Source organism: Dyella sp. 2RAB6 (assembly GCF_052115385.1).
In the GTDB taxonomy this organism is placed as follows: Bacteria; Pseudomonadota; Gammaproteobacteria; order Xanthomonadales; family Rhodanobacteraceae; genus Dyella_D.
The window spans coordinates 160,953-181,377 of record NZ_JBFRGP010000005.1 but is presented as its reverse complement, the minus strand read 5'-3'; the positions used below and the strand labels follow the sequence as shown (position 1 = coordinate 181,377).

Sequence of the window (20,425 nt, the reverse complement as noted above, 5' to 3'; positions counted from 1 at the left end):
GGTCATTGCGCGAGGATCGCGCCGTAATGCCCGTTGACGGACACCACCACGTTGCCGCCGCTCACCGTGTACGTGTTGCCGCTGAGAAGATCGGTGACGGTACTTCCGTTCGCCATGCTGAGCTGCCAAACCGGAACCGTGACCGAATGAGCGGCGCTGTCATTGTTAAGTGCCACCGCAATGCGATGGCTGGCATCGAAGCGGCCATACGCATACAGCTTGTTGCCGTCGTCGGTAAGCAGACTCATGAACGAACCGGTGCGCAAGGCCGCGTACTGGTTGCGGATGCCGATCAGCTTCTGCGTCAGCGCCACCGCCGCATTGGTAGTGGTGCCCTGGCTCCAGTCGAACGTGCGGCGATTGTCCGGATCGTTGCCGCCCTGCATGCCGTACTCGTCGCCGTAGAAAATCGTCGGTGTGCCCACGTAAGTCATCTGGAAGATCAGCGCCAGATAGGTCTTCCAGATATCCCCGCCGGCACGCTGGCCGAAGCGCTGGATATCGTGGCTGTTGAGGAAGTTGGCCATGCTCTGCTGCACGTTGCCCGGATAGTTGGCACGCGTGCCGTGCAGCCAGCTGTCGAACTGACTGGCGGGGATCGAGGCCGCATTGCCGCTGTAATCCAGGCCGGTGATCCATTCCGAGACCGGCTGGGTGAAGCCGTCGTAATTCAGCGCGCTATCCCATTCCTTGCCGTTGCCGGTCCACGGGTTGGCATTGCCCCAGAACTCGCCGAGGATCTCCGCGTTCGCATTCACCGATTTCACCGCCGTGCGCAGCTCGGCCATGATCTGGTGATTGGTGGCGTCGCTGCCGTTGTTGCCACCGGCGTCGATATATTGCGGCGCGTCCAGGCGCCAACCGTCGATGCCGTAGGGCGAAGCGAGCCAGCTCTTCACCACCGAGCTGGCGCTGCCATAGATCTGGTTGCGCACGGCCGAGCCGCTGGCGGCGTAATCGAGCTTGGGCATGGTCGAATAGCCATAAAAGCTCGAATAGCTGTTCGGCCACTGCTGGAACGTGTAGTAGCCGTACCACTGGCTGGAGGTGGACTCATACGCGCCCTGCGTGCTCCACCAGTTATAGCGATCGAACCACTGGCTGGTATCGCCGGTGTGATTGAACACGCCGTCCAGCATCACATAGCCCCTCGGCCCGTTGCTGCTGGCATGCACGTCGGCGATCAGCGCCTGCAGCGTGGTGTTGCTGCCGAACGCCGGATCGACGTGGTAGTAGTCCTCGGTGTCGTACTTGTGATTGGTCGGCGAAGTGAACACCGGGTTGAGATAGACGATGTTCGCGCCCAGCGTCTGCTTGATATAGCCCAGCTTCTGGTCCACGCCAGCCAGGTCGCCGCCGAAGAACACCAGGTTGTTGGAACCGCTGCCGGTGGCGAACACGCTGCCGCCCCAGGCGACTTTCTGGGTGGCTTGCCCACCGTAGCTGTACTGGCCGGTCTGCACGTCGTTGCTGCTGTCGCCGTTGTAGAAGCGGTCCGGGAAGATCTGGTAGATCACGCCGTTCTTCATCCAGTCCGGCGTCTTGAAACCGGGGATCAGGTAGAAGTCGCCGGACGAAGGTTCGCTGCTGCTGGTGCCCGCCGCGTTGTACCAGGCGGTCGCGCTGCCGTCGTTGAGCTGGAAGCGGTAGTACTTCTCGGACGAGCTGGCCGGCACGGTGCCCTGCCAATAGTCGAAGGTGCCGGTCGGGTCGTTCGACGCCCAGTGCATCGCCACCCAGTGGAAGGTGCCGTCGGCGCTGTCGTAGTACTTGATATTGGCGCTGGTGATATCGCTCTTGTAGGTGCGGAAGGTGAGCGTGACGGTCTGTGCGGCCGTGGGCTCGGGGTGGTCGACGAACAGCGGCCCCTGGTCGTGGAACAGGCCGGCCCATTCGACGTTGTTGTCGTTGCTGGCCGCCTGTGCCGCCAAGGGCAGGGCCAGCAGGGCGCAGGCCAATGCAAGGCCGAGTCTGGAACGGTGCATCGCTTCGATCGAACGCATCATGTTGCCCCTCTCATCGGTGGATGGAACAACCCCCTTTCACTTGAATGCCATCGCGCGGCGGAACGGCGTAGGTTGGGGTGAGCAGCAGGCGAACCCCAACGCCGCGCCATGTTGGGGTTCGCCTGCGGCTCACCCCAACCTACGCATTCAGCGCAGCGCGATGTGCTTTGCCTGCCCGGCCGGCACGCGCACCCAGGTCACCGGACCGAAGCGGTCGCTGCCGCGCGCCCAGCCCGCGCCGTCGCTCTTGCGCAATGCCTCTTCGCTTCCTGCATCGCTCAAAGGCTTGCCGTCCTCGCTCACCGCAGCTGCAGCGATGCCGTGCATCTTCACCAGGTACCAGGCCAGTGCGGGCTTGAAGCTTCCTTGCGGCGCGGCGGTTTCGAAGTTCACGCCCTGCTCCGCGCGCTGCACAGCCAGCGTCTGCAGGAAATAGTCGCCGTGCTCGTACGCGTAGGTCGCGCCGTCATCGTCGTAATAGGGGAAGCTGGTGCGCTGCCCGGACGGAAACACTTCCAGCTCGGCTTCGCGCAGCGGCTGCTGCCCCACGTAATCCATCGGCGCCTGCATCGGCACGATCGCACCGTCGCGCACGAACAGCGGGATATCCGTCCAGGTCTTCGCGTCGAGCGCGTAATGGATCTTCTGCCCGCCTGCGTAGGCCTTGCCGCTGGCGTAGTCGAACCAATGTCCCGCCGGCAGATAGATGTCTTTCGTGGGCTGTCCCTGATCCACCACCGGCGACACCAACAAATAATCGCCAAACATCCAGGCATCCACGTCCTCGCGCACGTTCGTGTCGCCCGGCCAGTCGAACAACAGCGGCCGCACCAGGCCCACACCTGTGGTGCGGCGCTGGTATTCGTAGCTGTAGATATACGGAAGCAGCGCATAGCGCAGGCGGATCGCTGCGGCTGCAGCCTTCTCCGCCACCGGCCCATATACCCATGGCTGGCGCTTGATGCCCAGCTCGCCATGCACGCGGAAGATCGGCGTGAACGCACCGAACTGGATCCAGCGCGCGTAGTTCTCCGGCGTCAGTCCGCCGGTTACCGGATCGGCTTGCTTGCTGCTTTTCTGGAAGCCGCCGCCATCCATGCCCCACTGCATGGCGCCGGCATTGATCGCGCTGAGCATGCGCTGGCGTTGCGCCTTCATGCTGGCGAAGCCGGTGGCGATATCGCCGGACCACAGTCCATAGGCGTAACGCTGCGCGCCCAGGTAGAAGTTGCGATTGATCGACCATACGCGATGGTCGCTATAGGCGCGCTGCCCCTCGTACAGCGCACGCTGCATGTTGAGGAACTGTGTGTCGCTGTCGAGCGTGTCGGCCTCGTCGTTCCACCAGCCGGCCATGCCGGTATCGAAGGAGTGCTTCAGCGTGTCGTTGAAGAACCAGGCGCGCGCCGCCGGCAGGTCGAAGTCCAGATCGCGCACGGCCTTGTGCGAGAAATAATCCGGCGCCGGCTTGCTCTGCGCCGACCACAGGCCGTGCTCGGTGGCGTAGCGGCCTTCGATCGTATCCACATGCAGGCGCGGCTTCATGATACCGGTCAGGTGCATGCCTTTCGCCTCGAGCGCCGTTTTCAGGCTGCCGTTGGCACCGCCGGGAAACTTGTCGGGGTTCCAGCGAAACTCACCGTACTGATCGGCGCCCCAGGCCTTCCAGTCGAAATCCAGGGTGAAGTTGTCGATCGGGATGTGCTTGGTGCGATAGGTATCCACCAATTGCAGCAACTCGCGCTGGTCGATGCCCCACTGGCTGTTGGTGAAGCCCATGGCCCATTTCGGGAACAACGGCGAACGCCCGCTCACCCGCGCCAATGCCGCGAACACGGCCTTGGGCGGACCCAGGAACACATACACAGTGTGGATCGCCTGCCCGTTTCGGCCACGCGCGCGAACACTGCCGCCATCCAATTCGAAGCTCGCGCCCTCGGCATCGGCAAGCAGGCCGTAACCGGCCGTGCTCCACACGAACGGCGCACCGGCAAACCCTTGCTCGCCCGCCTTGGCCATCTGCTTGCCGGCGCGCTGCAGGCCAGCGTCGGCGCGCTCGAAGGCACCGTAGCCGTGGATGCCGTACAGCGGATCGGCCGCGGCATGGCCGGCCTGCACTTCGCCACGCCCCAGCGCGGCAAGCTCGACGCTCAACAGTTCATGGCCATCGCGCAGCGCGACCAGGCTGCCGTCGCGCAGCATCCAGCGCAAAGCCGGGTTGGCATCGCTTCCGGAGGGCGCATGGTCATCGAGTGCGGGATCGACTACCACCGTGGACGCCGCCTTCGCGCCATCTTTCGGCACGAACGACAGCCTGGCGATATCCGGCGAGAGGTAGTGCACCGTCACCGTGCCCTGCGCCAGCTGGAACGCTGCTGACGTTTTCACTTGCCGCGCATCGTCCGCGGGTTGAGCCGCCACCGTCATCGCGAACGCTCCAAGCAAGGCAAGAGTCAACGCGCGGTGGCGCATGCTCACTGCAGCACCACCGTGGCATACGCAGGCAAGCTGAGTTCGCCGTTGGCCAGCGTCGCGCCCGGCACGGTATGCAAGCGAATGGCGGAGAACACCTTGGCGCTATCCGCATCGAGCTTGAAGCTGCCCGGCTGGCCCGAAAGGTTGTGCACCACCAGCGCACGGCTGTCGGCCGTAGCGCGCTCATAGGCCACCAGCGCGGGCTTGCCGGTGGCGACCACGCGCAGACTTCCATCGCGCAGAGCCGGCACTTCCACACGCCAGTGGATCAGCGTGCGATACAGATTGAGCAACGAGTCCGCCTTGTCCTGCTCGGCCTGCACCGACACCTCGCCGCCCTGCTTCTCGCTGTACGACTTCCAGCGGCTGTCGCCCGGCGCCGCCGCCGTGCGCTGCCAGCGCATCGGTTCGCGCAGGTTCTCGTCCGGCTTGCGGCCGAGCATGCCCAGCTCCTCGCCGTAGTAGATGTACGGCCGGCCCGGCAGGGTCAGCAGCAGCGCCGCGGCGGTGCGCATATGGCGCAGGTTGCCGCCGAGCTGGCTGAGCACGCGTTCCTGGTCGTGATTGGTGAGGAACGGTGCGTCGGTGTAGCCGTTGCCCGCGGCGGCGTTGAACGCGGCATAGGTCTCCGTCAGCAACGCCGGCAGCTTGCCGGCCTGTTCCTGCTTCGCGCTGGCAATCAACTGTTCCGCCAGCGGGAAGTCGAACACCGAGCCGAGCGCCGGCAGATAAGGCGCCAGTTCGCCCGGCTGCTTCGCCGACACCTCGCCGACCAGATACACATCCGGCTGCGCCTGCCGCAGCCCCTGGCGGAATTCGCTCCACCACTGGGCGTTCTTGCGGATCACCGCCGGCTGGCCGTTGTCGCTCTTCAAGTCGTCGTAGATATGCCGCGCGGCATCGAGGCGGAAACCGGCCACACCCTTGTCGAGCCAGAACTTGCCGATCGAGATCATCTCGCGGCGCACTGCCGGTTCGTCGTAGTTGAGGTCCGGCATCGCACCAGTGAAGTCACCCAGGTAATGCTGCTTGCCATTGGCATGCCAGGCCGGGCCATCCACCGCGCTGATCGCCTTCAGGTCGGTGTCCTTGCCAGCCCAGGTATACCAATGGCGGTACGGGCTTTTCGGATCGAGTGCGGACTTGAACCACGGATGCTGGTCGCTGCTGTGGTTGATCACCAGGTCGATGATCACCTCGATGCCGCGCTTGTGCGCTTCGCTCAGCAGGCGCTCGAAATCGGCCATGTTGCCGTACTGCGGGTTGATACCCTGGTAGTCGGTGACGTCGTAGCCGTGATAGCTGGGCGAGGGATTGATCGGCATCAGCCAGATCCCGCTGACGCCGAGCGACTGCAGGTAGTCGAGCTTGGCAGTCACGCCGTTGAGGTCGCCGATGCCGTCGCCGTTGGTGTCGTACCAGGCGCGCACGAAGATCTCGTACCACACGCCGGAGCCCTGGCTTTTCGGTGTGGTGGGAGCGGTGGCGAGCGGGGTGGAGTCGGCGGCGTGCACGACACTGGCGCCAAGCGCGAGAACAAAAGCAACGGTCAGACGACTTAGTGCGCGAAACGACATGGCTTGCTCCAATCAGTACGCCAGGCCGAGCCTCGATGCCTGGCTAAGGAATCCCTCTCCCATCGGGAGAGGGTGCCGGCAGGCGGGTGAGGGTTCGGCCAGCGCGCAACGTTGAGGCTTCGCCGCACCCTCATCCGCCTGCCGGCACCTTCTCCCAATGGGAGAAGAAAATCACTCGGGAGAGTGCGCGCAAATGAACACGCGACTCTCCCGATCGTCGCTTACAGCTTGAACTCCACACCCAGATAGCTGGTGCGCCCGAAGTACTGGATGGTCCCGGTCTGCGATGGATCCGAGCCGAAGTAAGTCTTGGTCGGCTGGTCGCTGAGGTTGAGCATCTGGTAGACGATGCGCCACTGCTTGTTGACGTCGTACGAGGCCTGGAGGTCGTACACCGTCTCCGAGGCGAAGGTCACCATCTGGTTAGTCACCGACATCTGCGTGTCCGAGGCGAACTTCGAGCGATAGTTGCCGGACAGGCGCGCCGAGAACGGACCGTTGTCGTAGAACACCGCCAGGCTGGCCACGCGCTTGGACAGGCCCGGCAGGCCGATGTAGGAGGTCGGGCCGCCCAGCGTGGTCGGATTGCTGACCGAGCTGTCGGTATAGGCCACGTTGGCCTGCACGCCAAGGCCCTTCCACATGCCCGGCAGGAAGCCGGTCTTGGAGAAGGACGCTTCCACGCCGCGCACCAGGCCGCCCTTGGCGTTGTAAGCCGTCTGGTACTGGCCGTTGAGATACGGCTTCTGCGTCGTCGGGTCGATCGGCACGGTGATGCCGGCCGAAGCGAAGTCGTAGTTGTTGTAGGTGACCGCCTGGATGAACGACTTGATCTTCTTGAAGAACACGCCGCCGCTGATTACGCCGGTGGAGTCGTCGAAGTAGTGTTCGAAGGTGGCGTCGTACTGGGTGGCGCGCAGCGGATCGAGGAGCGGACTGGTGCCACCCCATACGTTGTAGTGACCGTTGTCCACCCATGAACCGGAACCGGCCATCATCTGGTTGATCGGCGGGCGGGCCAGCACCTTGCCGGCGGAGAAGCGCGCCTGGTCGTTGTCGGTAACGTGGTAGATCAGATTCAGCGAGGGCAGCCAGTCGGAGTACTTCTTGCCGACAGTGAGCGGCGCGTAGTCGAGGCTGGTATTGCCGTTGCCATCGGTAATCGGCACGCCGGCGCCGTTGCCGACCTGCTGCAGGCCGTAGCTGTCCTGCTTCTGGTGCGAGTAACGCACGCCGATGTTGCCGGTCAGGTCGTGATCGAACAACTGGGTGGCGATGTCGGCCATGAAGTACAGGTCGCGCGTCTGCTCGTTCACCTGGCCGCTCTGGATCATCGACCAGCTCTGGTCGGTGATGTTCTTTACCGGGTTGGCGGTGATGCCGTGCGCGGCGAGGATCGCCGGGCCGTTGAGCTGCATGAAGCAGGGATAGCGCGAGAAGTCACCCTTCCAGCAGGTCAGCTTGGCCGCGCCGGCCGGAATGCTCAGCGGCCCGCCCTTGCTCTTGTCGGTGCCCCACTCCGAACCGTACACGTAGACCTCGCGGTCGGCGTTGTAGTTGTGGTTGTTCGCGTAGAAACCGAATTCGATCGCCGACAGGAACGAACTGTTGGGCAGGTCGTACTTCACGTCGCTGCGGAACGCCTTCATCTTGTCGTGGTAGATGTAGGGATACACGCCATAGCGCGACAGGCCCAGCGTGCCCAGGTCGGTGTACTGGCCCGGATTGCCGTAGGCCACGTCGCCGAGCTGGCGGCCACGCAGCTGATAGGTGACCGACTGCGCCGCCAGCGTCGGATTGGCGGTGCCCAGGCCGACGTACGGATCGGCCGTGGTGTCCACGTTGATCTCATGGCTGGAGGCGCGCGACAGCGACACATCCGAATTCACGTGCCAGTTGCCGTGGTTCCACTTCAGATTCAAGCCGCTGGTGAACACGCTGGTGCGCGTGGTGTAGTTGTCGGCGGTGGTCTCGTTGGAGAACTGCTGGTTGCCGCCGGTGCCGGTCACCGTGCCGCCGGTCAGCGTGCCGTGCGGACCGAGCACGCCGTTGGTGACGGTGGCGCCGCTCTGGTAGATGTTCTGCGTGCGGAAGCCGTAGCCGAACGAGGCGTTCTTGAACTTCGAGTAGAACGCGTCGCCGCTGAGGGTCAGTTCATCGGTGGGCTTCCACACGATGGTGGCGATCTCGCCGGTGCGGCGCTCGCTGCCGCCGTTCTGCTGCAGCTGCAGGCCCTGGGTCAGGTAAGCCTGGCGGCCGTCGGACAGCGTGTACTTGTTGCCGTCGGAGGCCTCGCCCACGAACTGCTCGGACACATGCGGCTGATACATCTGCGCCACGCCCAGGCCTACACCCAGGGTGTTGTCGAGAAACTTGCCCTGGTAGGCCGCACTCAGGCGATAGCCCTTCGAGCTGGCGCCGGCCACGTCGTTGGCGCGGTCGTTGTAGCTGCCGCGCGCATCGACGTTGAAGTTCTGCTCCTTCGGTGCTTCCAGCGGATTGGCCGTCTGCATGCCGATGGTGCCGCCCACGCCGCCGGTGATCAGCGAGGCCTGGGTGGACTTGTACACCGTGGCCATGTTGATCAGCTCGGACGGGTACTGGTCGAACTGGATGTAGTTGCTGCCGCTGGTCGACGGCTGCTCGCGGCCGTTGAGCGTGGTCTGGATGAAGTTGCCCGACAGGCCGCGGATGTTCACCTGCGAGGCCTGGCCGGCGATGCGCTCGGCGGACACGCCCGGCAGGCGGGTCAGCGCGTCGGCGATCGACTGGTCGGGCAGGCCGCCGATATCGGCGGAGGTGATCACGTTCTGGATGGTGTCGGCGTAGCGCTGGTAGTCGATCGACTTCTGCACGCTGTTGCTGTAGCCGGTCACGGTGATGCCGGCGAGGCTCTTGGCGAGCTGCTCTTCGCTGCTTTTCTTGCGGCCGTCCTGGTCGGTGGACGCTGCGTCCTGGGCGGGCGCGGCGGCGGGCGGCGCCGCGGCGGGCGTGCCGTTATCCGTGCCGGCCGGAGCCGCCTGGATGCCGAAGGTGAAGCACAAGCCGGCCGATGCCAGCGCCATGGCCAATACGTTGCGTTTCAGGATCACCTTGTCCCCTCCCCAGGGTTTGAATCGTTACTGCGGTGCAGGCTCGCACGGGTGTTGCGGCCGGCTTGTCGTGTGAATCGCGCTTTCACGTGGCGGCCATGGTAGGCCCGGCTTTCCGAGGGGGATGCAGTTATGCATACGTATTCATAGGTCGGTTTTTTTGTGCAGTCGTGACAAAAAGCTTGCGGCGCAGACGCCATGTGCGATCTGTGCAAGCACCTTCGACAGCGCCGATCGATCGCTCGCGACTCCGTACTTGCCACGATCCAAGCGATGAGCCGACGCGCGGCGCCAAAGCCATGCACGCGCGCTGCTGCGCTGCAAAATCCTCATTTCCTGAATACGTATGCATGAAACCCGTCGCCGCCACGAGCTGCCTTTAAGCTGCCCCGCAACCTGCGCAACGGCTTGCCGCCGTGTGCGCGAAAAGAGCTTCGGGACGACGGGACATGAGTGAAACACCCTGGTGGCGCGGAGCCGTCATCTACCAGATCTACCCACGCAGCTTCCTGGATACCGATGGCGATGGCGTGGGCGACCTGCCCGGCATCGTCGAGCGCCTGGACTACGTCGCGGGCTTAGGGGTGGATGCGATCTGGATCGCGCCGTTCTTCCGTTCGCCGATGGCCGACTTCGGCTACGACATCGCCGACTACCGCGCGGTGGACCCGCTGTTCGGCAGCATCGAAGACTTCGACCGCCTGCTGGCCAAGGCGCATGCGCTGGGCCTGAAGGTGATGATCGACCAGGTGCTCAGCCACACCTCCGACCAGCACGCATGGTTCAAGGAAAGCCGCAGCGGCCGCGACAACCCCAAGGCCGACTGGTACGTGTGGGCCGACGCGAGGGACGACGGCACGCCGCCCAATAACTGGATGTCGCTGTTCGGCGGCGTGGCCTGGCAGTGGGAGCCGCGGCGCGGGCAGTACTACCTGCACAACTTCCTGACTTCGCAGCCGGATCTCAACTTCCACCATCCCGACGTGCAGCGCGCGGTGCTGGACAACGTGCAGTTCTGGCTGGACAAGGGCGTGGACGGACTGCGCCTGGACGCGATCAACTTCTGCTTCCACGACCGCCAGCTGCGCGACAACCCGCCCAAGCCGCAGGCGATGCGCGTGGGCCGCGGTTTCAGTCCGGATAACCCGTACGCGTTCCAGTACCACTATTACAACAACACGCAGCCGGAGAACCTGGCGTTTCTCGAAGAGCTGCGCGGGCTGCTCGACCGCTATCCCGGTGCTGCGGCGCTGGGCGAGATCTCGTCGGAGGACTCGCTGGCGACCATGGCCGAATACACCAGCGGCCATCGCCTGCACATGGGTTACAGCTTCGAACTGCTCACCAACGATTTCAGCGCGGCGCATATCCGCGGCACGGTGGAGCAGCTCGAAGCGCAGATGACCGAAGGCTGGCCGTGCTGGGCCATCTCCAACCATGACGTGGAGCGCGTGCTCAGTCGCTGGGGCAACGGCGATGCGTCGGTGCGCCTGGCCAACATGCTCACCGCGATGGTGTGTTCGCTGCGCGGCTCGGTGTGCGTGTACCAGGGCGAAGAACTGGCGCTGACCGAAGCGGACGTGCCGTACGAAGCGATGCAGGACCCTTACGGCATCACCTTCTGGCCCACCTTCAAGGGCCGCGACGGCTGCCGCACGCCGATGCCCTGGGACGAGTCGGCCCACGCCGGCTTCAGCAGCGGCGCGCCGTGGCTGCCGGTGCCGGCCGGCCATCGCGCCCTGGCGGTGTCGCGGCAGGAGCTCGATCCGGCCTCGGCGCTGCACGGTTTCCGTGGCTTCATGCAATGGCGGCATGCACAGGCCGAGTTGCGCTGGGGCGAGATCCGTTTCCTCGATACGCCCGAGCCGGTGCTGGCTTTCACGCGCACGCATGCGGGCCAGACGGTGCTGGCGGCGTTCAATCTCGGTCCGTCGCTGGTCGAAGTGGCGCTGCCCGTATCCGGCGAGCGCATCGATGGCCATGGCCTGGCCGAGGGCACGCTCGAACACGGCCTGCTGCGCCTGCCGCCGCACGGCCTGCTGTTCGCCCGCATTTCCTGAGCGGGGTTATGATCGGCGCATCGTGTCGAAAGGAGCTTCAACATGCGCGCAGTCCTGATCGTTCTTGGCCTGGTCCTGGTCGCCGCCGGTATCTGGGTGCTGGCCGGACAAGCCACCTACCAGCAGACCGATACGCTGGTGCAGCTGGGCTCGGCGAAGATCACCGCCACGCATGACAAGGCGGTGCCGACGTGGATGGGGATTGCAGGGATCGTGGTCGGTGCGCTGCTGGCGATCGGCGGCTTCGTGCGCAAGGGTTGAAGCGAAAACGTCGGACGTAGGTTGGGGTGAGCGCAGCGAACCCCAACGTTCGCTGCGTTCCGGCGTTGCCAATGTTGGGGTTCGCTGCGCTCACCCCAACCTACGCCGGCGCCGCTACAAGGGCGTGAGGTTGGCGTACGCCGCCACCAGCCACTTGCTGCCCGCATCCTCGAAATTGATCTGCAGGCGCGTATGCGCGCCGCTGCCTTCCGCGCTCACCACCACGCCTTCGCCGAAGCTCGGATGGCTCACGCGCTGGCCGAGCTTCACCGGCAGATCCTCCTGCAGCGACGCCGCCGGCTCGGCGAAACGTCCCGCATACAACGGTCGCGTCACCTGCACGCGCGGGCGCACTTCGTCGATCAGGTCCGGCGGCACCTCGGCCAGGAAGCGCGACGGCCGCGCCAGCATCTCCACGCCGTGCATGCGGCGCGACTCGGCATAGGTGATCACCAGCCGCTCGCGCGCACGCGTGATGCCGACATAGGCAAGCCGGCGCTCCTCTTCCAGCCGGCCCTCGTCCTCGACCGAACGCTGGCTGGGGAACAGGCCTTCTTCCATGCCGACCAGGAACACCACCGGAAACTCCAGGCCCTTGGCCGAATGCAGCGTCATCAGCTGCACGCAGTCGTCCCACGATTCGCCCTGCCCTTCGCCGGCTTCCAGCGCCGCATGCGAGAGGAAAGCCGACAACTCGCTCAGGCCCGCTTCGATATCTTCCGCGGTCGGCTCGAAGCGGCTGGCCACGTTGACCAGCTCGTCCAGGTTCTCCACCCGCGACTCGGCATTGCCGCGGCTGTCCTTCTCGTAGAAGTCGCGCAGGCCGGTGTGCGCGATGGCGTGTTCCATCTGCTCGGACAGCGCCAGCGCGGTCGCTTCCGTGTCGCCGTCGGCCTTGCCCGCGAAGGTGCGCGCCATCTCGTCGATCATCTGCAGGAAGGCTTTCACCGCGTTCTTGGCACGGCCGGCCAGTTCGCGGCCGGTGGTCAACTCGTTCAACGCCGCTTCCCACATCGACGTGCCTTCGCCGCGCGCGCGCTTGCGCAGCGCGTCCAGCGTGCGGTCGCCGATGCCGCGCGGCGGGGTGTTCACCGCACGCTCGAAGGCCGGGTCGTCGTGACGGTTGGCGGACAGGCGCAGGTAGGCCAGTGCGTCCTTGATTTCCGCGCGCTCGAAGAAGCGCAGGCCGCCGTACACGCGGTACGGGATGTCGCGCTGGATCAGCTGCTCTTCGAAGTTGCGCGACTGCGCGTTGGAGCGGTACAGGATGGCGCAGTCGCGCGCGTTGCCATGTTCGGCGATGTATTCGCGGATGCGCTCGATCACATAGCGCGCCTCGTCCTGCTCGTTGTACGAGGCATACACCGCGATGCGCTCGCCGTCCTCGCCGTCCGTCCACAGCTGCTTGCCGAGGCGGCTGCCGTTGCGCGCGATCACCGCGTTGGCGGCCTTGAGGATAGTGGAAGTGGAGCGGTAGTTCTGTTCCAGCTTGATGGTCCTGGCGCCGGGAAAATCGCGCAGGAACTGCTGCACGTTCTCCACCTTGGCGCCGCGCCAGCCGTAGATGGCCTGGTCGTCGTCGCCCACCACGAACACTTGTCCCGCGCTGCCGGCGAGCACGCGGATCCATGCGTACTGCAGCGTGTTGGTGTCCTGGAATTCGTCGATCAGCAGATAACGCCAGCGCTGCTGGTAATGCTCCAGCACCGCGGGGTTCTTCAGCCACAGCTCGTGCGCGCGCAGCAGCAGCTCGGCGAAGTCGACCAGGCCGGCGCGCTGGCAGGCTTCTTCATAGGCCTGGTAGATCTGCACGAAGGCGCGCGTCACCGGATGATCGCGATGCTCGATGCTGTCCGGACGCTTGCCTTCGTCCTTCCAGCTGTTGATCTGCCAGGTGGCCTGGCGCGGCGGGAACTTCGCCTCGTCCAGGCCCAGCCCCGCGACCACACGCTTGACGATGCGCTGCTGGTCGTCGGCGTCGAGGATCTGGAAACCTTCCGGCAGTCCCGCCTCGCGCCAGTGCCGGCGCAGCAGCCGATGCGCGATGCCGTGGAAGGTGCCGACGGTGAGGCCTTGCGTGCCGGCGCCGATCAAGGCATCCAGGCGCCCGCGCATTTCGCCGGCGGCCTTGTTGGTGAAGGTCACCGCCAGGATCGCCCACGGCGGCACCTGCAGCACCTGGGTCAACCAGCCGATGCGGTGGGTCAGCACGCGGGTCTTGCCGGAACCGGCGCCGGCGAGCACGAGATAGTGCCCGGGTTGCGCGCAGACGGCTTCGCGCTGCGCGTCATTGAGCTTGTCGATCAAATGCGAGACATCCATCCGGCAATTGTAGCCGGCCCGCGGTCGTAGGTTGGGGTGAGCCAACGGCGAACCCCAACGAGCGCTCGAACTTGTTTCCCCGCTGAACGCAAGAACCTGTCCGCGAACCGCGGACGCGAAATGCCGGTCTCCAGCTGGCCCCCACTCGCAAGCTGCCGTCATGAACTGGTCGCCCAAGACGAAACCGCTGGACCACGATATCTGCGTCCACATCTTCACCGCCTCGGCCGCGATGGTCGGCGTGTGCATCACCGTCATCGGCATCCTGCGCGTCGCCGTATCGATGCGCCGCATCGACCTGATCGGCAACGACCTGCTGGCGCTCAACACCATCCTCTACCTGCTGGCCTGCCTGCTCTCGTACTGGGCGCTGCGCACGCGCAGCCTCAGCCGCAATCACCGGCTGGAGCGGGTTTCCGATGTGCTGTTCCTGCTGGCGCTGACCCTGACCACGATCAACGCGGCCTTCCTCACCTGGGCGGTGTCGAAAGGCTGAAGCCGCGCCTTACTGGGGCAGGCGCGGCACGCCGTGTTCGCTGCGTTCCTCGACCGCGACCGGACGCGTGTCCAGCCGCGGGCCGCGCAGCTTGTCCTGCGGCAGCGGCGTCACCGCGGCGCCGCGATGCAGGGCCAGCGCATTGCGGTAGCACTGCTTGGCCAGCGCGTCGTCGCCTTCGCCGGCGTAGGCGTCGCCCAGCGCTTCCCACACTTCGGCGGTGGGCTTGAGCGCGAGCGAGCGTTCCAGATACGGGTGCGCCTTGCTCCACAGCTTCAGGCGCACGCACATGCGGCCCAGGGTGAGCAGCAGGTACGGATCGTTCGGATGCGTGTCGAGCCAGCCCTCGGCGCGGCGCAGGCGCGCGTCGAGGCTGTCGTCGCCGAGCACGCCGTAGGTTTCGATCAGCAGCGGCGACCAGTCGCGGCGCAGCGCCGATTCCACTTCGTCCATCGCCGCCAGCGCCATGCCGTAGCCGGCCGCGGCGCGCGCATAGGCGTCGATCGCGGCCGGCGCGCGGCGCTGGGCTTTCGGCAGCTGCGACCACAATTGATTGAGCGCGGCGCCGTCCGGCGCGGCGCGCAGCGAGGCGGCCAGCACCTGGCCTTCCAGCACCGCGTAGTTCTTGCTGCCGAGTGCGCCGCTTTTCTGCAGCGGCTCCAGCGCCTCGCGGGCGCGGCGGAAATCGCCGCTATCCAGCGCGGCAATCGCGATTTCGCGCCAGCCGCCAGGGCTGAGCGTGCCGGCGTCGGCTTCCGGCGCCAGCAGCGCCAGCGCTTCCGCGGCCTTGCCGTCACGCCGCAGCACGCGGGCGCGCAGCACGCGCGCTGCACGCGGCGATGACTGGCTGGCTTCGGCCAGCGCTTCCAGCGCGCGGCCGTGTTCGCCGCGGCGCGAAGCCGCTTCGGCGGAGGCGAGCAGCGCGGGGCCGCGCAGGCTGTCCAGGCGCGAGGCGCGGTTGAGATCGCGCTCGGCGTCGCCGTGGCGGCCTTCCATCAGCGCGACCAGGCCATCGCCCAGGCGCTGCCGGCTGATCCGCCGATGGCGGCGCGACAGCGCGCCGAACGGCCAGCGCAGCAGCCGGACGGCCAGCGCGAGCAGGCCCCAGATGACCAGCAGCGCGACCACGGCAGCGACCACCGACATCTCCGCCTGCCAGCCGCGCAGCTGCACCAGCACATAGCCCGGGTCCGCGGCCACCCAATGCCAGCCGAATGCGGCAACCGCGGCGACGGCCACCAGCAGCAGGATCCAGCGCCACAGGTTCATGGCTTGGCCCCGGCTTCGGGCTTCGCTTCCGGCTTCGCTTCAGCAGTGGCGGGACGCAGCGCATGCACCGCGCGCAGGTTGCGCAGCTCGGCCAGCGCCGCACCCAGCTGCACCGGCGCGATGGCCGGGAGTTGGCGTTCCAGTTCGTTGAACCTGGCGCGCGCCTGTTGCACCGCCGGCGCATTCGCGTCGAACTGCGCGGCGAGATTGGCGTCGGCGCGCTTGAGCGCAGCCGCGTAACCCTCGGCGTCATAGGCCAGCAGCGCGGCCTGCGCCTGGGCCAGGTCCAGGCCGACCAGTTCGCGTGCAAAGCGTGCATCGGCGACCGACAACGGCGCGTTGTTCGTGCGCTGCACGCGGATCACGTCGCCCAGCGAACGGCGCACGCGCGCCCAGGCGGTGTCGTCGGCAACCGCGCCTTCGGCACGATCGAGCGGCTTCAATGGCCACGTCGCCGAGGCGGCGCGCAATTCGGTGAGCGCATCGAGCGCCGCGGCCTGGCCGGCCGGCTGGCTCTTGGCGAGCGCTTCGCGTTCGGCGCCGATGCTCTGGCGCAGGCCGGAGAACGCGCCATCGTTCACCGCGGCGAGGGTCTGGTCGGCCAGCGCGTAGGCCGCGGCGGCGCCCTGCGCGTCGTGGAACAGCGCGTAGCGTTCCTTGCCCATGCGCAGCAGCGTTTCGGTTTCGTCCAGCAGCATGCCGTCGTGGCCGGACAAGGTCTTGTCCGACAGCTTGGCGACGGCGTCTTCCAGATTGCGCGTGCGCTCGGACTGACCGAGCAGTTCCTCGCGCAGCGAACGGTTGACCTGGTCGGCGTCGCCCAGGCGCTGGCGCAGCAGGCCGCGCTCGTTCTCCACCGCTTCGAGCGCGCGCTCCATGTTGGCGACACGCGTCTCCAGCCCGGCGGCGGTCTGGGTGGCGCCGCGTACGCCGGTTTCCTGCACGTACTGGCGCCAGCCCACGTAGCCGGTGCCGCCGAGGGCGACCAGCGCGAGCAGCGTGGCAAGGGCGACGGTGCCGCCGCGGCGCGGCGCGGCGGAAGGGGCGGGCGCGGGCGCGCCGCTCGATGACATGGCGTTGTCCTGGCTCATGCGCGCCATGCTAGCAGCCCAGGTGCGCCGGTTCGCATCAAACGGGCGTGAAAAGCGTGCGTTTCTAGCGCCGCGCGGCCTCGGCCAGCAGATCCGCCGCCAGCGCCGATGCAGCGATGCGCACGCGCGTGAACCCCGCGGCCCGCGCCGCCGCGGCCAGCCGTTCGCTGCTCGCCACCGCGGTGGCCGCGCACAGCCGGGCCCAGGCGGGCGGCGGCAGCAAGGCGTGCAGATGCTCCAGCGCCTCGGCGCTGGAGAGCAATACGCGTGCCGAGCGCGGCAGTGCCGTTACCGCATCGACATGCCGGCGCAACAGCCGCGGTGCCACGCGGCGATACACGTGCAGCTCGCGCAGCTCGGCGCCGCGCGCGGCGAATTGTTCGCGCAGCAGGCCACGCCCGCCCGGTGCGCCGATCAGCGCCACGCGGCGCCCGCCCAGCTCGCGCAGCGCCGGCTGCTGCAGCAGCCCTTCGCTGTCCTGGCGCTGCGGCGCGAGCGCCGCGATGCCATGCCGGCGCAGCGCGCGCGCCGTGCCCTGCCCCACTGCCAGCACCGTGGCGCGCGTACGCAGCGGGGCCAGCTTCGCGGCGAAACGCACGGCGGCGGGACTAGTGAAGACCAGCACCTCGTCACGCAGCGCAGCGCGCAACGCCGCCGCCACCGCAGGCGGGTCCTCGGCGCCGCGCAGCGACAGGCCCGGCAGCACCAGCGGCTCGCCGCCAAGTGCGCGCACCCGGCGCACCAGCGCCGTGGCGGTGCCCGCGGGCCGGGTGATCACCACCACGCGGCCAGCAAGCGGAGAGGAAAGCTGGGTGCGGGCTCGACTCATGGCTGACCAGGAAGGGGAACGCCCGGAGTGTAGCGAGGGAGCGCCGATGAAGAACGCGCCTTCTTGCGACCGCGACTTGCGGCCCATCCCCCCCGCCCCATCCGCCACGCTAAACTCGGCGGCTCCCCATCCCCCGCATCCCCACATCGCATCCTTCGTATGAGCATCACTGCTTCGTCCGCCCAGGACCTGATCGCCTTCATCCGCGACTCGATCCCCCTCGCGCACAGCATGGACCTGCGCCTGCACAGCCACGATACGGACCATCTGGCCATCGCCGCCCCGCTGCCGCCGAACATCAACGACAAGGGGTGCGCCTTCGGCGGCAGCCTGGTCAGCCTGATGACGCTCAGCGGCTGGGGCCTGGTCGAGCTGGAGCTGCGCCGGCGCGGCTTCGACTGCGATGTGTTCGTCGCCGAATCGAGCGTGCACTACCTGGCACCGGTGTGGGAGGACTTCCTCAGCGAGGCCCGGCTGGGCGCGCATGCGGACTGGGAGGCCTTCTTCCACACCCTGCGCACGCGCGGCCGCGCACGCATCGAGGTGGCCTGCCGCGTGCCCGGCGAGCAGCCGGACAAGCCAGCCGCCACGCTGAGCGCGCGCTTCGTCGCAAAACGCAGGGACTGAAGCAACCCATCCGCTGTGCCGCTTGCGGCAGAATGGGCGGGTCTTCCTTGGGGGAAAGCGCCATGCGCCGCCTGCTCGTCCTTGCTGTCCTGCTGTTTACCCTGCTGTTCACCCTGCTGCTTTCGAGCTGCGCCTCCGACAAGCGCAACATGGCGCTGACCAATACGCTCAACGCCTATGCCGGCGTGGTCCGCTGGGGCGATTTCGGCAATGCGCTGCAGTTCGTCGACCCCAAGGTGCGCGCCGAGCACCCGCCGAGCCCGCTGCAGATGTCGCGCTACGAGCAGTTCCGCGTGACCGGCTACGACGACGGCAACGGCCCCTCGCCCGGCGCGGAGAACGAAGTGCGCCAGGTGGTCGCGATCAGCATGGTCAACAACAACACCCAGGCCGAGCGCACCGTGATCGACCGCCAGACCTGGCATTACGACCCGGCGACCAACCATTGGTGGCTGATGTCGGGGCTGCCGGATATCACGGCGGCGCAGTAACCCTCGACTCAGTTCCCGAACTGGAACCCTTCTCCCTCTGGGAGAAGGTGGCGGCAGCCGGATGAGGGTACGGGCGAAGTGATACGCCCCACTCTGCCCGAACCCTCACCCCAGCCCCTCTCTCTCACGGGACTACCTTCGGGTCGCCGACGGGAGAGGGGCTTACCCCGTATAATTGCCAGTTCACTCTGCTGACCTGCACCCGCGGAACCCATTCGAATGAACGATTTCCTGCACAAACTGCCCCAGTTCATCGGCAACCATCTCGCGCTCGCCGCGCTGTTCGCGATCCTGCTGGTGGCGATCATCGTGCTGGAATTCATGCGCCTGCTGCGCAAGTACAAGGAGCTGACGCCGGCCGGACTCACCCTGCTGATCAACCGCGAAAGCCCGCTGCTGATCGACCTGTCCGCCTATGCCGACTTCGAGAAGGCCCACGTGCCGGGCGCCCGCCACGTCGCCATGAGCCAGTTCGACCCCGAGCAGAAGGACCTGGCCAAGGCCAAGGAACTGCCGGTAGTGCTGATGGACAAGGACGGCCGCAGCACGGACAAGGCCGCGCAGCGCCTGATCAAGGCCGGCTTCGGCAAGGTCTACACCCTGGGCGGCGGCGTGCTGGCGTGGCAGCAGGCGCAGTTGCCGGTGGCCAAGGGCAACAAGTAAGGCCCTCGCGGCAACCGCCGGTCCGATAGCGCGCCTGAGGGCGCGCTTTTTCGTTTGGGAGCCCGCTCAGGCGTGGGCCAGGCCGGCGCGGCCGGCCAGGATCTGCGCCAGCACGTCCGGCGCGTACTCGAAGGAGTCGTAGTACAGGCGCTCTTCCGGCAGTCCCGCCTCGAGGAAGCGCTTGCGGCCCGCATCGATCATCGCCGGCGGCCCGCTCATATAGACGTCGTGGCCGGACAGGTCCGGCAAATCCTCCAGCACCGCCTCGTGCACCAGGGCCATGCGCAGGCCGCTGGCCGCGGCCTGTTCCGGATCCGACAGCACCGGATGGAAGCGCAGCGCATGCGCCGTGCGTTCCCAGCCGCGCGCCAGCTCGATCAGGTACAGATCGGCCGCGTTGCGCGCGCCCCAATAGATTTCCATCGGCCGGCGCGTGCCCAGCGCGACGAAGTGCTCCACGATCGCCTTCACCGGCGCGAAGCCGGTGCCGCCGGCCATGAACACCATCGGCCGCTCCGAATCCTCGCGCGGAACGAAGGTGCCCAGCGGCGCCTCGATGCGCAGCGTGTCGCCGACGCGCAGGCCCTCGGCCACCCACGAGGTGAAGCCGCCGCCGGCCACGTGGCGCACGTGCATTTCGATCGAACCGTCCGCGCGCGGCCCGCCGGCGATGGAAAACGGACGGCGCCGCCCGTCGTCCAGCAGCACGTCCAGGTACTGCCCCGGCAGCCAGTTCAGTCGTGTCTCGCCGGGCGCGGGCTGCAGGCGCAGGCCGACCACGTCCGGGGCCAGCGTGTGCTTGTCCGCCACCACCACGTCCAGCCGGCGGCGCGCGATGTCTTCCACCGAGGTCACTTCGCGCGCGGCGATCAGCAGGTCGCCGCAGGGCACCGCCTGGCACAGCAGCACCGCGTGCTGGGCCGGCGAGGTGCCGCTCAGGGCCAGCGGGGGATTGCGCGGATACTCGCAACGCCCCTCCAGCAGGACCGCCTTGCAACTGCCGCAGACGCCCGCCCGGCACGAATACGGCAGCGCGATACCGGCGCGCTGCGCGGCTTCCAGCACGGTTTCGCCGGGCTCGGCCGGGAAATGGCGGCCAGACTGCTTGAGGGTGACGGTGAACACGGAATCGATTGTCGCGGCGACAGCGGTCGACCGACAATGCG

The 20,425-nt window shown here is 66.9% G+C and carries 15 protein-coding genes; 6 read left to right on the top strand and 9 right to left on the bottom strand.

Annotated elements, in window-relative coordinates:
- Window positions 1-2 precede the first annotated feature (2 nt).
- The 4 genes from AB4083_RS10735 to AB4083_RS10720 all read right to left on the bottom strand — a co-directional run bounded on the left by AB4083_RS10735 (window position 3) and on the right by AB4083_RS10720 (window position 9,150).
- A complete protein-coding gene (locus tag AB4083_RS10735; protein WP_441607791.1) occupies window positions 3-2,006 on the bottom strand; it encodes a glycoside hydrolase family 13 protein in 2,004 nt (667 codons plus the stop codon).
- 147 nt (window positions 2,007-2,153) lie between these two features.
- Window positions 2,154-4,394 (bottom strand): glycoside hydrolase family 31 protein, encoded by a 2,241-nt coding sequence (locus AB4083_RS10730; protein WP_441607790.1) that lies wholly within the window; start codon window positions 4,392-4,394, stop codon window positions 2,154-2,156.
- 86 nt (window positions 4,395-4,480) lie between these two features.
- Window positions 4,481-5,995, bottom strand: coding sequence for an alpha-amylase family glycosyl hydrolase (locus AB4083_RS10725; protein ID WP_441607789.1), 1,515 nt, complete (start codon window positions 5,993-5,995; stop codon window positions 4,481-4,483).
- Window positions 5,996-6,279: 284 nt separating this feature from the next.
- A complete protein-coding gene (locus AB4083_RS10720; protein ID WP_441607788.1) occupies window positions 6,280-9,150 on the bottom strand; it encodes a TonB-dependent receptor in 2,871 nt (956 codons plus the stop codon).
- Between the two features lie 449 nt (window positions 9,151-9,599).
- On the opposite strand from AB4083_RS10720, the gene AB4083_RS10715 reads away from it, so the two are divergent.
- A complete protein-coding gene (locus tag AB4083_RS10715; protein ID WP_441607787.1) occupies window positions 9,600-11,210 on the top strand; it encodes an alpha-glucosidase in 1,611 nt (536 codons plus the stop codon).
- A 42-nt stretch (window positions 11,211-11,252) separates the two neighbouring features.
- Window positions 11,253-11,471 (top strand): hypothetical protein, encoded by a 219-nt coding sequence (locus tag AB4083_RS10710; RefSeq protein ID WP_441607786.1) that lies wholly within the window; start codon window positions 11,253-11,255, stop codon window positions 11,469-11,471.
- Window positions 11,472-11,585: 114 nt separating this feature from the next.
- Here the strand turns inward: AB4083_RS10710 and uvrD are convergent, their stop codons facing one another.
- The gene (uvrD, locus tag AB4083_RS10705) at window positions 11,586-13,793 is read right to left on the bottom strand and encodes a DNA helicase II (RefSeq protein ID WP_441607785.1); all 2,208 of its coding nucleotides are present in this window, start codon (window positions 13,791-13,793) and stop codon (window positions 11,586-11,588) included.
- Window positions 13,794-13,953: 160 nt separating this feature from the next.
- Between uvrD and AB4083_RS10700 the strand changes: the two genes are divergently transcribed.
- Window positions 13,954-14,289: a hypothetical protein gene (locus AB4083_RS10700; RefSeq protein ID WP_441607784.1), complete on the top strand. Its 336-nt coding sequence runs from the start codon at window positions 13,954-13,956 to the stop codon at window positions 14,287-14,289.
- A gap of 9 nt (window positions 14,290-14,298) precedes the next feature.
- On the opposite strand, the gene AB4083_RS10695 is transcribed toward AB4083_RS10700, so the two are convergent.
- The 3 genes from AB4083_RS10695 to AB4083_RS10685 all read right to left on the bottom strand — a co-directional run bounded on the left by AB4083_RS10695 (window position 14,299) and on the right by AB4083_RS10685 (window position 17,478).
- Entirely contained in the window at window positions 14,299-15,558 is a 1,260-nt protein-coding gene (locus AB4083_RS10695; protein ID WP_441607783.1) for a heme biosynthesis protein HemY, read from the bottom strand.
- Window positions 15,555-16,649 carry a uroporphyrinogen-III C-methyltransferase gene (locus tag AB4083_RS10690; protein WP_441607782.1) on the bottom strand — a complete coding sequence of 365 codons (1,095 nt, stop codon included), beginning with the start codon at window positions 16,647-16,649 and terminating at the stop codon, window positions 15,555-15,557. Before AB4083_RS10690 ends, AB4083_RS10695 begins: the two co-directional genes overlap by 4 nt.
- Window positions 16,650-16,713: 64 nt before the next feature.
- Window positions 16,714-17,478, bottom strand: coding sequence for a uroporphyrinogen-III synthase (locus AB4083_RS10685; protein ID WP_441607781.1), 765 nt, complete (start codon window positions 17,476-17,478; stop codon window positions 16,714-16,716).
- Between the two features lie 159 nt (window positions 17,479-17,637).
- Here AB4083_RS10685 and AB4083_RS10680 point away from each other — a divergent pair, with 159 nt between their 5' ends.
- The 3 genes from AB4083_RS10680 (at window position 17,638) to AB4083_RS10670 (ending at window position 19,259) form a co-directional block, all read left to right on the top strand.
- Window positions 17,638-18,105, top strand: a complete 468-nt coding sequence (locus AB4083_RS10680; RefSeq protein ID WP_441607780.1) for a YiiD C-terminal domain-containing protein — start codon at window positions 17,638-17,640, stop codon at window positions 18,103-18,105.
- A gap of 62 nt (window positions 18,106-18,167) precedes the next feature.
- Entirely contained in the window at window positions 18,168-18,596 is a 429-nt protein-coding gene (locus AB4083_RS10675) for a hypothetical protein (protein ID WP_441607779.1), read from the top strand.
- 219 nt (window positions 18,597-18,815) lie between these two features.
- The gene (locus tag AB4083_RS10670; RefSeq protein WP_441607778.1) at window positions 18,816-19,259 is read left to right on the top strand and encodes a rhodanese-like domain-containing protein; all 444 of its coding nucleotides are present in this window, start codon (window positions 18,816-18,818) and stop codon (window positions 19,257-19,259) included.
- Window positions 19,260-19,325: 66 nt separating this feature from the next.
- Here the strand turns inward: AB4083_RS10670 and AB4083_RS10665 are convergent, their stop codons facing one another.
- Window positions 19,326-20,384 (bottom strand): 2Fe-2S iron-sulfur cluster-binding protein, encoded by a 1,059-nt coding sequence (locus AB4083_RS10665; RefSeq protein ID WP_441607777.1) that lies wholly within the window; start codon window positions 20,382-20,384, stop codon window positions 19,326-19,328.
- Window positions 20,385-20,425: the final 41 nt, after the last annotated feature.